At 58.6% G+C, this 13,454-nt stretch carries 14 protein-coding genes and 1 riboswitch; of the genes, 12 read left to right on the top strand and 2 right to left on the bottom strand.

Annotation, left to right across the window (positions count from 1 at the left end):
• The first annotated feature begins 3 nt into the window (after positions 1 to 3).
• Complete coding sequence (locus BMY44_RS11860; RefSeq protein WP_089995005.1) at positions 4 to 1,065, top strand: ABC transporter ATP-binding protein; 1,062 nt, start codon at positions 4 to 6, stop codon at positions 1,063 to 1,065.
• Here BMY44_RS11860 and BMY44_RS11855 read toward each other — a convergent pair.
• Complete coding sequence (locus tag BMY44_RS11855; RefSeq protein WP_089995002.1) at positions 1,062 to 1,556, bottom strand: REP-associated tyrosine transposase; 495 nt, start codon at positions 1,554 to 1,556, stop codon at positions 1,062 to 1,064. The two genes, BMY44_RS11860 and BMY44_RS11855, sit on opposite strands and share 4 nt — an antisense overlap.
• Before the next feature lie 61 nt (positions 1,557 to 1,617).
• Positions 1,618 to 2,481, bottom strand: a complete 864-nt coding sequence (locus BMY44_RS11850) for a glycosyltransferase family protein (RefSeq protein ID WP_089994999.1) — start codon at positions 2,479 to 2,481, stop codon at positions 1,618 to 1,620.
• A 115-nt stretch (positions 2,482 to 2,596) separates the two neighbouring features.
• On the opposite strand from BMY44_RS11850, the gene miaB reads away from it, so the two are divergent.
• The 11 genes from miaB (at position 2,597) to BMY44_RS11795 (ending at position 13,408) form a co-directional block, all read left to right on the top strand.
• Positions 2,597 to 3,907, top strand: a complete 1,311-nt coding sequence (miaB, locus tag BMY44_RS11845; RefSeq protein ID WP_089994996.1) for a tRNA (N6-isopentenyl adenosine(37)-C2)-methylthiotransferase MiaB — start codon at positions 2,597 to 2,599, stop codon at positions 3,905 to 3,907.
• 231 nt (positions 3,908 to 4,138) lie between these two features.
• Entirely contained in the window at positions 4,139 to 4,696 is a 558-nt protein-coding gene (locus tag BMY44_RS11840; protein WP_089994992.1) for an OmpA family protein, read from the top strand.
• 12 nt (positions 4,697 to 4,708) lie between these two features.
• Positions 4,709 to 5,026, top strand: coding sequence for a hypothetical protein (locus BMY44_RS11835; protein WP_089994989.1), 318 nt, complete (start codon positions 4,709 to 4,711; stop codon positions 5,024 to 5,026).
• Positions 5,027 to 5,224: 198 nt separating this feature from the next.
• The gene (locus BMY44_RS11830; protein ID WP_089994986.1) at positions 5,225 to 6,226 is read left to right on the top strand and encodes a PhoH family protein; all 1,002 of its coding nucleotides are present in this window, start codon (positions 5,225 to 5,227) and stop codon (positions 6,224 to 6,226) included.
• Positions 6,223 to 6,717: an rRNA maturation RNase YbeY gene (gene ybeY / locus BMY44_RS11825; protein ID WP_207510544.1), complete on the top strand. Its 495-nt coding sequence runs from the start codon at positions 6,223 to 6,225 to the stop codon at positions 6,715 to 6,717. Before BMY44_RS11830 ends, ybeY begins: the two co-directional genes overlap by 4 nt.
• Positions 6,718 to 6,756: 39 nt before the next feature.
• On the top strand, positions 6,757 to 7,647 hold the full coding sequence (locus BMY44_RS11820; protein WP_089994983.1) for a hemolysin family protein: 891 nt from the start codon (positions 6,757 to 6,759) through the stop codon (positions 7,645 to 7,647).
• Entirely contained in the window at positions 7,640 to 9,136 is a 1,497-nt protein-coding gene (gene lnt / locus BMY44_RS11815) for an apolipoprotein N-acyltransferase (RefSeq protein WP_089994980.1), read from the top strand. Before BMY44_RS11820 ends, lnt begins: the two co-directional genes overlap by 8 nt.
• 33 nt (positions 9,137 to 9,169) lie before the next feature.
• Positions 9,170 to 9,217, top strand: a riboswitch (SAM-SAH riboswitch).
• A 6-nt stretch (positions 9,218 to 9,223) separates the two neighbouring features.
• Positions 9,224 to 10,405: a methionine adenosyltransferase gene (metK, locus tag BMY44_RS11810; protein WP_089994977.1), complete on the top strand. Its 1,182-nt coding sequence runs from the start codon at positions 9,224 to 9,226 to the stop codon at positions 10,403 to 10,405.
• A 247-nt stretch (positions 10,406 to 10,652) separates the two neighbouring features.
• The gene (trmB, locus tag BMY44_RS11805) at positions 10,653 to 11,366 is read left to right on the top strand and encodes a tRNA (guanosine(46)-N7)-methyltransferase TrmB (protein ID WP_089994974.1); all 714 of its coding nucleotides are present in this window, start codon (positions 10,653 to 10,655) and stop codon (positions 11,364 to 11,366) included.
• 81 nt (positions 11,367 to 11,447) lie between these two features.
• A complete protein-coding gene (gene aroA / locus BMY44_RS11800) occupies positions 11,448 to 12,800 on the top strand; it encodes a 3-phosphoshikimate 1-carboxyvinyltransferase (RefSeq protein ID WP_089994970.1) in 1,353 nt (450 codons plus the stop codon).
• Positions 12,797 to 13,408 (top strand): (d)CMP kinase, encoded by a 612-nt coding sequence (locus BMY44_RS11795; protein WP_089994967.1) that lies wholly within the window; start codon positions 12,797 to 12,799, stop codon positions 13,406 to 13,408. Before aroA ends, BMY44_RS11795 begins: the two co-directional genes overlap by 4 nt.
• The last annotated feature ends 46 nt before the right edge of the window (positions 13,409 to 13,454 follow it).

Below are 13,454 nucleotides of genomic sequence, written 5' to 3'. Positions count from 1 at the left end.
ATCATGTCCGGTGTCACAATGAAGAACGTCATCAAGCGATATGGTGACACGCAGGTGATCCACGGGATCGACCTGAAGATCGAAGACGGCGAATTCTGTGTTTTTGTCGGCCCGTCCGGTTGCGGGAAATCCACCCTGTTGCGCATGGTGGCCGGTCTGGAAGAAACGACTGAAGGCGAGATGCACATCGGGTCGCGGGATGTGACACGCATGGATCCGTCAGAGCGTGGCGTCGCGATGGTGTTCCAGACCTACGCGCTGTATCCGCACATGACCGTGCGCGAAAACATGGGATTTGGCCTCAAGATGAACGGCTATCCCAAAGCAGAGATCGCTGAAAAGGTCGCGGAGGCGACCCGCATTCTCAAGCTGGAAGAATACCTCGAACGCAAACCCGCCGCGCTCTCGGGTGGCCAGCGTCAGCGTGTGTCGATCGGGCGGGCCATTGTGCGCGGCCCAGATGTGTTCCTGTTTGACGAACCTTTGTCCAACCTTGATGCCGAATTGCGGGTCGAAATGCGCGTCGAAATCGCGCGTTTGCACAAGGAAATCGGCGCAACCATGATTTACGTGACACACGATCAGGTCGAGGCGATGACGCTGGCCGACAAGATCGTGGTACTGCGCAAAGGTGTGATCGAACAGGTCGGGGCACCGATGGACCTCTACCGCGATCCGGATAACAAGTTTGTTGCCGGATTCATTGGTTCGCCCGCGATGAATTTCGTTCAAGGCACTGTCGGGGAAGGCAGCATCGATATTCCTGGCATCGGGCAATCCGTGCCCGCGACAATCGCCACGGCCTACAAAGGCCGCAAGGTCAGCGCCGGATTGCGCCCCGAACACCTCGTGATTGACCCCGCCGGTGATGTTCTGCGCGTTGATTTGACCGAAAGTCTCGGTGGTGTGTCATACGCCTATCTTGAAGCGCCGACTGGCGAGCGGATCGTCGTAGAGGAACGTGGCGATGACCGCGTGCGCGAAGGCGAACGGGTCGGGTTGTCCTTCGAACCCAAGCGGCTGTACCTGTTCGATGCGGAAACAGAGGCCCGCATCCGCAGCTAGGCCACGTCGATCGTGCGTTTCGACGGCCTCCTGTGGCGACTGAACGATGAATAGGGCCAATCCGCTGCATGCTTGACAAGACCCTTGTCCGCGGGTGCCCGGCGAATCAGTTCCATATGTAAGTCGAAATCCTGCCCGTCGCGAATGCGATGGTCCCAGAACCTGCGCTGCCAAATTCCTTTGTCCTTGCGCTTGATTTGCGCGGCGCTGCGATGGGCGGGCCCGTCCACATGACGCGAAAAAACTGATTTGATAAGCCGCCAACGTTTTGCATAATCCAGATCACCGGTCGGCAGGGTCCAGATCATATGGGTCTGATTTGGTAGGACCACCGCCGCATCGATGACAAAGGGCCAGCGTTTGCGTGCGATACGGACGGCCTGTCGCAAGACATCTATTTCGCGGATCAGCGTGTCTGCCCGTGGATCCAGCAGATGTACGGAAAAGAAATAGGTGGCTGCTGTCGGTTGGTTTGTTCGGGGTTCGCTCATGCCCCGAGCCAATCACAGGGATGGTTAAGGCCGCGTTAAGCGAAACGGACGCGCAATGAGGTCAGAACCACTGCCCCGGCTCCATCAGGCCAAGGTCTAGCAATTGTTGCGACCGCCATTCGAACGGGGCCGAGTTGTGCCACTTGAATGAACTGATCTGGTAACCGCTGCCCGGATTGCGCTTCAATGCCTTGGCTGTGCGGAACGAACACAGCGCAGCAGTCAGGCTATGATGCCAAGGGCAGGCGTAAGTGTTGTACTCAGGATCATTGAACGTGTGATCGGCCCGCATTTCCAAGCCTGTGGTTGCGCGGAATATCGACACACGATCAATCCGGCGCCGGGGCATCGGGATGTGTTCTTCGAACCGCCAGCGCAAGCCGCCAAAGAAATCCAGCTGCCGGTCCGCGAATTCGTTGTCGCTGTTCTTGCGCGCCAGCGCGTAATAGCCGGATTTGTCGAGATACGCATCTTCAAGCGCGACGGCATTCGGATGCGCCTCCAGATCACCTGCGTAAAGGTCGATCACATAGGTCAGGATACTGCTGCGGCGTTCTTCTAGGCTGAACGTCGCCATTTCCCCGACGGTGCGATGTTCGCAGAACGGAAAGAACAGATATTCGGTATTGTAGCAGTAATAAATCCACTGACCGGGTGCCAACCTGATGACTCCGTTCACGATGTCGGTCAGCGCATCGTCGGAAAGCATGTCATGATGCACGCGGTGCACGCGACTGGCCACATCCTCTGCCAGCGCAATCTCTGCGCTACCAAACACGATGACCGTCTCGAAACCGCTATCCAGATGATGGCGCACAGTCGAATCCGCCTCTACAGCGTCTTCCAGCAAGATCAGTCCGATCGGGCCGTTCGCCACGACAGATTTTCCTGTTCCCAGAAACTGTTGGAGAGAGGTATAAACCATCAGGACAGACTTTCGTTGCGCGGGCTTAGATGTCGGCCAATTCGGCCCCCATTGCAAGCCTGCAGCCCGCAAGTTAGAACCCCGCCGTCTTACCCCCCACGATTGGTGCCATCTCATGACGACTCCCAAGAAGCTGTTCATCAAGACTTACGGCTGCCAGATGAACGTCTACGACAGTGAGCGTATGGTCGAAGCGCTTGGTGGCGAGGGGTATGTCGAAACGAAATCGGCGGATGATGCCGACATGATCCTGCTGAATACCTGTCACATTCGCGAAAAGGCTGCGGAAAAGGTCTATTCCGAACTGGGACGCTTCAAAGACCTGAAAGCCGAAAACCCCAATCTGAAAATCGGCGTGGCCGGTTGTGTGGCACAGGCCGAGGGCGAAGAAATCATGCGCCGTCAGCCGCTGGTCGATCTGGTGGTTGGTCCGCAAAGCTACCACCGCCTGCCCGCGATGGAAAAGGCAGTGCAGCAGGGTGCCAAAGCGCTCGACACCGATTTCCCCGAGGACGACAAGTTCGACACATTGACCAAACGCGCGAAAACCAAGCGCGGACCAACCGCATTTCTGACGGTTCAGGAAGGATGTGACAAGTTTTGCGCCTTCTGCGTCGTGCCCTATACGCGCGGTGCAGAGGTCAGTCGCCCCGCCGCACAGGTCTTGAAAGAAGCGCAAGAGCTTGTCGATGCGGGCGTGCGCGAAATCACGTTGCTGGGCCAGAACGTCAACGCATATCACGGGCATGAAAAGGGGCTGGCAGGCCTGATCTGGGCGCTCGACAAGATTGACGGGCTCGCACGGATCCGCTTCACGACGTCCCACCCAAACGATATGGACGACGCGCTCATCGAAGCGCATGGCACGTGCACAAAGCTCATGCCCTACCTGCACCTGCCTGTGCAATCCGGATCTGACGCAATCCTGAAAGCGATGAACCGCAAGCACACGGCTGAAAGCTACATTCGCCTGATCGAACGCATCCGCGAAGCGCGACCTGATCTTTTGTTGTCGGGTGATTTCATCGTCGGCTTCCCGGGAGAGACGGATCAGGACTTCGAAGATACGATGAATCTCATCCGAGAAGTGAACTACGGGCAGGCGTATTCATTCAAGTATTCGACCCGCCCCGGTACGCCTGCGGCCGAACGCGCGCAGGTGGCCGAGGCCTTGAAAACCGAACGGCTGGCTAACCTGCAGGCGCTCTTGTCCACGCAACAGCGGGCTGTGCAGGAGACAATGGTCGGTCGTGAGGTGCGCGTGCTATTCGAAAAGACCGGTCGGCAAGAGGGCCAGTTGATCGGAAAGTCCGAGTATCTGCACGCGGTCTATGCGGACGCCCCTGCATCGCTGATCGGGCAGGTCGTGCCGGTCAGAATCATTGCAAACAGCCCGAATTCGCTTGCAGGACAATGTATTCAGTAAACCCGAGCGCAAAGCCGGACTGACGCCGGGGAAGACCATTTGGGTTGATATGTTAACCAATATTGGCGGGCAAGGCTGACTGTTTCCGGCTCGGACACAATATGTGGTAATTCCCACTTCCAAAGCTACCCAAACTTGTTATCAATGTGGCAATTGTGTGTTAAATATTGGCCTGCCTCGTTTTGACAGGTGGGGCACGTGAGGAACAAGGGGTATTTGTCCGTGGCTAAGATGAACTTTCAGAAAACCAAGGCAGCACTTGCCGGCGTCGTTGCGCTGACACTTGCAGCTGGCCAGGTCCAGGCCGAGGGACACGAACGTGTCATCCAGGGCGAAGAATATACACCGACGATCTGGATTGACCCCGATGGGTGTCAACACTGGGTTATGGACGACGGCTTTGAAGGTTTCATGTCGCCGCACCGCACTCGCGATGGTCGCCCGGTCTGCAACCGCAGCGAAATCTGCGGGGTCATTCCAACAGACACATTGTTCGCAACGGACGAAGCCTGGATCACACGTCAGGCCAAAGCCGAACTGATGTCGTTCTTCCAGAACGCCAACGCATTCGGCTTCCTGATTTACGGTCACACCGACAGCCGCGCCTCTGACGAATACAATATCCGTCTGTCCGAAGCGCGTGCCAACATGGTCGCATCCGTCGCCCGTGACGCCGGTGTCCGCGTCGTTGACGTCAAAGGCTTTGGTGAGCGTCAGCCACGTGCGCAGGGTCACTCTGCGCAGGCGCTGCAGCAGAACCGCCGCGTCGAAATCTACTGCATTCGCTGAGGAGCCAGACAGATGAACATTTTAAAGATTTCTGCACTGGTGGTCGCAGGTGTAAGCATCACAGCCTGTACGGCGATTGAAGGTGGTAACCGCACCGGTGCTGAGCGTTTCGTGGATGCGGGACAGGACAACAAGCACCTGTCCAACCTCGTGGCCGGTGTCTGGGTTGACCCGAACGGCTGTGACCATTGGATCATTGATGACGGTATCGAAGGCTATCTGTCAGAGCGCCTGACACCTGATGGCCGCCCGGTGTGTTCCGGTGTTGCACCGCCAAACACGGCAACGGGTCCGTTCCGCGAAGGAACGACAATCGCCGATCCGCTTTAGGTTGCGGTGACACCAATTTCGGAAAGGGCTGTGGCAGATGCTGCGGCCCTTTTTCATTGGGACGCTGCGGAATTCACCATCAAGGCGCAACGCGGCTGAAATCGCGCCCAATTCGAAACAATTCGCCCCCTACATCTTGCGTCCGCGATGCAAGACGTCCACCATGATTGCAGCAACCAAACCCTGCAGGAGATGTGATTGGCCACTAGCGCGCTGACCCCAACCGCCGAAACATCGGAAGCTCTGGTTGAGTTTCCTGATAATTTCCTCCTGATTGATCTTTGTGGTGAATACGACAGCAATCTGACAGCAATCGAGTCAGCGCTGGGCGTTCAAATCCTGCGAAAGGGAAACCAACTGGCCGTAATCGGTGAAGAAGGTGCCCGGACGGATGCTGTCGATGTGTTAAAGTCGCTCTACCAGCGGCTTGAAGCCGGCAAATCGCTGGATCATGGCGACATCGACCGTGAATTGCGTATGGGAAACCCCGGTCCGGAAAACCCGCCCGAAGCAGGCGACCAGAAAGAGCTGTTCAGCGGCGCACGTGTCGAAATCAAAACCCGCAAGAAACTGGTCGAACCGCGGACCGACGCACAGAAACGCTATGTGCAATCGTTGTTCGAAAACGAACTGGCCTTCGGGATCGGTCCGGCTGGCACAGGCAAGACCTATCTTGCCGTTGCCGTTGGCGTGAACATGTTCATCGGCGGGCATGTCGACCGGATCATCCTGTCGCGTCCGGCCGTCGAAGCTGGTGAAAAACTTGGCTATCTGCCCGGTGACATGAAGGACAAGGTCGATCCTTACATGCAGCCGCTCTATGACGCGCTGAACGACTTTCTTCCTGCAAAACAGGCGGCCAAGCTGATCGAGGAAAAGCGCATCGAAATCGCCCCGCTTGCATTCATGCGCGGGCGTACACTGTCAAACGCCTTCGTCGTTCTGGATGAGGCGCAGAATGCCACGACGATGCAGATGAAGATGTTCCTCACTCGCCTTGGCGAAGGATCACGCATGGTGATCACGGGCGACAGAACGCAGATCGATCTGCCGCGCGGTGTCGCGTCCGGTCTTTGGGATGCAGAACGTTTGCTGAAATCCATTCCGAAGATCAGCTTCAACTACTTTACGTCCAAGGATGTCGTCCGTCACCCGCTTGTCGCCGCCATCATCGAGGCGTACGAGGCCGACCAACCGTGACCGTCGAGGTCATGATCGAAGACACGCGCTGGGCCGAAATTGATATCACGACACTGGCCGAAACCGCGACGGATGCAGCGCTGGAACGGGTCGGGCTTGAACGCTCGTCCTTTGAAATCAGCCTTCTGGCCTGTGATGACCGAAAGATCGCCCAGTTGAACACCGACTTTCGTGCCAAGGCGCAACCGACGAATGTGCTGTCGTGGCCGTCCGACGAACGCGGCGCATCAGCCGATGGCGAAACGCCATTGCCGCCAACACTGCCGCAGGATCAGGAACTTGGTGATATCGCTATTGCATTCGACACCTGCGAGGCCGAGGCGCTCGGCGCAAACAAGCCGATGTCAGAGCACGTGATCCATCTGATTATTCATGGCACGTTGCATCTGCTGGGTTACGACCATATGCGCGAAGGGGACGCAGCCCTCATGGAGGGGCTCGAAACCGAAATTCTTGGCAATTTGGGTGTTTCTGACCCATATTCACGTTAGCGGCACTGATGTGTCCGCACCCACAAGGAAACGGAGAGAATGGACGACACGACCGACGGGTCTTCTAACGCGGCGCAAAGCGCGCAGGAGATCGACACAGACGACACGCAGAAGGGCTTTTTCGGAAGGCTCCTCGAAGCGCTATCACCCGCAGAAGATACGCTAGACGACGGCCGTGACGGCGAAACAGCGTCCGCGGTTGCTGCGCAGACATTGGGAATGTTGAACCTGCGCCGCATGCGGGTCGAAGACGTGATGATCCCGAAAGCGGATATTCACGCGGTTCCCATTACCATCGGCAAAGAGGAACTTGTTCAGGTCTTCCGCGAAAACGGGCTGACCCGGATGCCGGTCTATGATGGCACGCTTGATACGCCGATCGGTTTTGTGAACCTCAAGGACTTTGCCTTGCGTTACGGGTTCAATGGGGATGCCTCAGCCTACGACCTGAATGAACTTGTGCGCCATCTGATCTATGTGCCCCCGTCAATGCCACTCGGCATTCTGCTGCAAAAGATGCAGACGGAACGCACGCATATGGCGCTTGTGATCGATGAATATGGCGGCACCGATGGGTTGTTGACCATCGAAGACCTTATTGAACAGGTCGTTGGCGCGATCGAAGATGAACATGATGTCGAAGAGGCCAAAAGCTGGGTACTCGAAGGACCGGGAACCTATCTGGCTCAGGCCAAGACCAGCCTTGAGGAATTTGAATCCGAAGTCGGCATGAAACTGACCGAACACGCAGAGATCGACGAGGAAGAAGTCGACACACTTGGCGGTCTGGTGTTCATGCTGTCCGGTCGGGTTCCTGCGCGTGGCGAAGTCATTCCGCACCCGGACGGGCCCGAATTCGAAATTCTCGATGCTGATCCGCGTCGGATCAAGCGGCTGCGCGTGCGCATGAACGCGGACAGCCGTGGCTGACACACGGGTCGCGTTCTGGGCTGCCGCATGGTGGGTACGTGCAATTGGGCTGATCGGGCTTGGCGCGGTCGCAGGGCTTGGACAGGCACCGATCGACTGGCCGCTTGCGACAGTTCTGGCGCTTGCAATCCTTTTCTGGCTCCTGCGCACCATTCCAGAAGACCTACGCGTTTGGCGGGCAATGTGGCTTTTCGGGCTTGGCTATTTTGCATTCACGCTTCGCTGGATCGTAGAACCGTTTCTGGTGGATGTGCAGACACACGGCTGGATGGCCCCCTTTGCCTTATTGGCGATGGCCGCGGGTGGCGGCGCGTTCTGGTCGCTGGCTGGTGGGCTGGCGCAGCACTTTGCACCACGCCGACCGCTTGTACTTGGCCTGTCCATCGCTGCGGCGGAAGTGACGCGGTCCTTGATCCTGTCTGGATTCCCATGGGCGTTGCTTGGCCATATCTGGATCGACACGTCTCTGGCCCAGATCGCTGCTGTGGGCGGGCCACATCTGCTGACGCTGATCACGGTGCTCGCGGCTATTTCCCTTGCCCACCTTACGGCCCGGCACTGGGATGCGCTGATCGTTCCGGCGATGCTGGTCGGCCTCGCGTTCTGGCTTGATCCCGGACCTCCGCCTGCGCCGACGGCGCTGCAAAAAACGGTACGACTGGTGCAGCCCAATATTCCGCAAAACGAAAAGTGGGACATCGCGCGGCGCGACTATCACTTCGAAAGGCTGCTGGGCTACACGTCCGCCGGTAACGTGCGCCCGCATCTGATCGTCTGGCCGGAATCATCCGTCACGGACTTGCTAGAGTGGGCGCAGCCCATGCTGGACCAGATGTCAGAGGCCGCGGAAGGCGTGCCGCTGCTTGCAGGTGTGCAGCGACGCAGCAAGGACCGCATTTATCACAACAGCCTTTTCGTTTTGGGGCGGGGGGGGCTGATCGAAGGCCTTTATGACAAAAAACACCTCGTGCCATTCGGCGAATTCATCCCCGGCGGCGAACTTGTCGGCACGCTTGGATTGCCGGGATTCGCATCGTCACAAGGGTTCGGTTTCACTGCCGGCACTTTGGGCGAAACGATCAACGTGCCGGGCGTGGGCATCATACGACCACTGATCTGTTACGAAGGCATTTTTGCAGAAGAAATCACAACGGACATCCGTCCAAAGTTGATGGTGCTCATCACCAATGACGCGTGGTTCGGTGCGGGCCCCGGTCCCTATCAACACTTGGCCCAGGCGCGCCTGCGCGCGATCGAGCAGGGACTTCCGATGGTGCGCGTAGCGAACACGGGTGTCAGCGCAGTCATAGATGCGCGTGGGCGGATCACGGCCCGTATGGAACTGGGCGAGGAAGGCTACCTCGACGCCGCTCTTCCGGCTGCTGCAATCAGCACGCCATATGTACGGTTCGGTGATACACCGGCCATTGTTGCGATATTCGGGCTTCTTGCGCTGCTTTTCCTGCGCGGGCGTCGCGTTTCCGATTGACGCGGGCAGGGCGGCTGATAAGGCACATGGACACTTCCGCCACAACGGCTTCCTGACGTGGCGCACAGACTTAACGGAGCACATCACATGACACGCAAAGACTACATCTTCACCTCGGAATCCGTTTCCGAGGGGCATCCCGACAAGGTCTGTGACCGTATTTCGGACGCTGTCCTTGATGCGTTTCTGACAGAAGAGCCCGAAGCCCGCGTAGCGTGTGAGACGTTTGCCACGACGAATCGGGTCGTGATCGGCGGCGAAGTCGGCCTGTCAGACCAGTCCAAACTTGCGACGTTCATGGATCAGATCGACGGGATCGCCCGCGCCTGCATCAAGGATATCGGTTACGAACAAAAACAGTTCCACCACGCCCATTGCGAGGTGACGAACCTCTTGCATCAGCAGTCCGCCCACATTGCCCAAGGCGTGAACGCCAGCAAGGACAAGGAAGAAGGTGCCGGCGATCAGGGCATCATGTTCGGGTATGCCACGACTGAAACCGATGCGCTGATGCCGGCACCGATCCAGTACGCACACGCCGTGTTGCGCCGCTTGGCGGAGGTGCGCAAATCCGGTCAGGAACCGACGCTGCGGCCTGACGCAAAAAGCCAGATATCTTTGCGCTACGCGAACGGCATCCCGGTCGAAGCCACTTCGATCGTGTTGTCGACGCAGCATTCCGACGCTGGTCAGACCAGCGCCGATATCCGCGATATCGTCGAACCCTACATCCGCGAAGTTCTGCCGGAGGGCTTTATCACCGCCAACACCGAATGGTGGGTCAACCCGACTGGTACTTTCGTCATCGGCGGCCCTGACGGCGATGCTGGTCTGACCGGTCGCAAGATCATCGTCGATACATACGGCGGTGCGGCACCACATGGGGGCGGTGCCTTTTCGGGCAAGGACCCGACAAAGGTCGACCGCTCTGCCGCTTATGCCGCACGATATCTGGCAAAGAACGTCGTAGCGGCGGGCATGGCCGAACGCTGCACGATCCAGCTGTCCTACGCGATTGGCGTAGCAAAACCGCTGTCGATTTATGCCGAAACCCACGGAACCGGTGAAGTCAGCCCCGAAGCGATTGAAAAGGCCATCGGCGCGGTCATGGACCTGACTCCGCGCGGCATCCGCGAACGGCTTGGCCTGAACCGTCCGATCTATGCACGCACAGCGGCCTACGGTCACTTCGGACGCGCACCGTCGGATGACGGCGGTTTTTCGTGGGAGCGGACGGATCTTGTCGAAGCACTTCGCAAAGAAGTCTAGCACTGGCATCTTTGGCGATGGCCCATCGGCGCAAAAATCAAATGCTCTAACGTTTTCCAATGTCTTGTTGCGCTTTACGGTGTGCACAGGCTGATTGCGGACGCCGAAATCGACCTGTTTGGCGGGATATCGATCAACCGGGTGTCCTTATCAACGGCGATCGGGGCGGGTTGGGCAAAGCTGCCCGACTGGTCGCACGCGGTTAGGCGGATTGCGCGCGGCTCATTGCGTTGCTACATGCGCGGCCATGACACAGACGAAACATCCCTCCGGTGCGCCTTGGCGCAACTTCTATGGCCGCTTCAAGGGCAAAGGGATGCGCGCAAGTCAGGAAGCCTATCTGGCCGAAGACCTCGCGGCACTCTCGCCCGGCCCGGTCACTTGGGAAGAAAATCCCGATCGCGTCGCGCTTGACACCGATGCGCTGTTTGGCGGCAAACCGGTCTGGCTCGAAATCGGGTTTGGCGGTGGCGAACACTTGATCCTCATGGCGGCGCACAACCCCGACGTGGGGATCATCGGCTGCGAGCCCTACATCAACGGCGTCGCGATGCTGCTTGGCAAAATCCGCAAGGCCGATGTGTCAAATCTGCGCGTGCATCCGGGTGACGTGCGTGATCTGTTCGATGTGCTGCCGGATGGTTGCCTGCAAAAGGTGTTCCTGAACTACCCCGATCCATGGCCAAAGAAACGCCATCACAGGCGGCGCTTTGTGACACCCGAACACCTTGAACCGCTACACCGGGTCATGGCGACTGGAGCAGAATTGCGGGTCGCGACAGACATTCAGGATTACGTGCGCCAGACGCTGGAAGAGGTGCCGAAAGCCGGGTTCACATGGTCCGCCGAACGGCCTTCGGACTGGCGCGATCCTTGGGTCGACTGGCTGTCCACGCGCTATGAACAAAAAGCGCTGCGCGAAGGGCGCACGCCGCACTACCTGACGTTTCACAAAGCCTAGACTGTCGATCCACAGCAAGAACGGCAATTTACGCGCGGCATGACCTGCGTTACTGGATGGCGAACGATAAAGAGAGAGAAGATGTCAGGCCACGGCACCCCCATTCCCATGACGTCCCGCCCGTGCGGTCCATTGCAAGGTACAGCGCGGGTACCCGGTGACAAATCGATCTCGCATCGCGCTTTGATCCTTGGCGCGCTGGCTGTCGGGCGAACAGAAATTACTGGACTGCTGGAAGGCGAAGACGTGCTCGATACCGCCAAGGCGATGCGCGCCTTCGGGGCGACGGTGACAAACCACGGTGACGGTGCATGGTCGGTGCAGGGCGTCGGCGTCGGTGGGTTTGGCGAACCCGACCAAGTGATCGACTGCGGCAACTCCGGCACTGGGGTGCGGTTGATTATGGGCGCGATGGCGACGACGCCAATCACGGTGACATTCACGGGGGATGCGTCACTGAACGGGCGTCCGATGGGGCGGGTCACGGACCCACTCGCGCTATTCGGAACGCAAGCGGTCGGGCGCGAAGGCGGACGTCTGCCCATGACCCTTGTTGGTGCCGTCGATCCGGTGCCTGTGCGCTATGTGGTGCCGGTCCCGTCAGCGCAGGTCAAATCCGCCGTACTGTTGGCAGGGCTGAACGCGCCCGGCGAAACAATCGTCATCGAAAAAGAAGCCACACGCGATCACACCGAACGGATGTTGGCCGGGTTCGGCGCAAACGTGGATGTCGTCGAAACCGACGAAGGGCGGGTCATCACGCTACAAGGCCAGCCCGAATTACAACCGCAAACCATCGCAGTGCCGCGCGATCCGTCCTCTGCCGCGTTTCCGGTCTGTGCGGCGCTCATTGTGCCGGGCTCAGACGTGCTGGTGCCGAACATCGGACTTAACCCTACGCGCGCTGGATTGTTCACGACATTGCGCGAAATGGGTGCCGATCTGGAATACGAAAACATGCGCGAAGAAGGTGGCGAACCCGTCGCCGACCTGCGCGCACGTTACTCGCCTGATTTGAAAGGCATCGCCGTGCCACCCGAACGCGCGGCGTCAATGATCGACGAATACCCGGTCCTGTCCGTCGTCGCGGCATTTGCCGAAGGCGTGACGGACATGCAGGGCGTCAAGGAACTGCGCGTCAAGGAAAGCGACCGGATCGACGCGATGGCCAAAGGCCTGCGTGCAGCCGGACTCACGGTTGATGAAGGGCCGGATTGGTGGAAGGTCACAGGCCTTGGTCATGGGAATGTCCCCGGCGGGGCGACCGTGGAAAGCCAGCTTGATCACCGTATTGCCATGTCGTTCATGATCCTGGGCATGGCAACGCAAAAACCGGTCTCCGTCGACGACGGTTCACCAATTGCGACATCGTTCCCGATTTTCGAAACACTTATGGCCGACCTTGGCGCACAGATCGTCCGGTCCAATACATGAAATTTGTAGTGGCCATCGACGGCCCAGCCGCAGCAGGCAAGGGTACGGTGTCAAAGGCTGTCGCGGCGCATTTTGGTTTTGCGCACCTCGATACTGGGCTGCTCTATCGCGCTGTCGGGGCAAAGGTGCTGAAGGGCTCTGACGAAATTGCAGCGGCAACATCACTGACAAGTGCGGATCTTGATCCCGAAACGCTGCGCACATCTGCTGTCGCGCAGGCCGCAAGCAAGGTGGCGGTCAACCCGGAGGTGCGCCGCGCGCTTGTGCAATTCCAGCAGGATTTCGCAAAACGCGACGGTGGTGCCGTTCTCGACGGTCGCGACATCGGCACGGTGATTTGCCCGGATGCAGATGTAAAACTCTTTGTCACGGCAAGTGCCGCCTGCCGGGCAGAGCGGCGCTTTCTCGAACTTCAGCCGAAAGACTCAAGCGCGACGCGCGACGGGGTCCTGGCGGACGTCGAAGCCCGCGACAAGCGCGACAGGGAACGTGCGACCGCACCCCTGATCCCGGCGGAAGATGCGATCGTGATCGACACCACAGATCTCAGCATTGATGACGCAGTCGCACAGGCGGTTGCGCTTATTGAAAAGGCGCGCACTGCCTAGTCACACCATTGTGGCTCCCTGTTACAGCGCATCATGGCTAAACTTG

Source organism: Cognatiyoonia koreensis, from assembly GCF_900109295.1.
Taxonomy (GTDB): domain Bacteria; phylum Pseudomonadota; class Alphaproteobacteria; order Rhodobacterales; family Rhodobacteraceae; genus Cognatiyoonia; species Cognatiyoonia koreensis.
The sequence above is the reverse complement of the archived record's forward strand: the minus strand, read 5'-3'. Positions and strand labels throughout refer to the sequence as shown.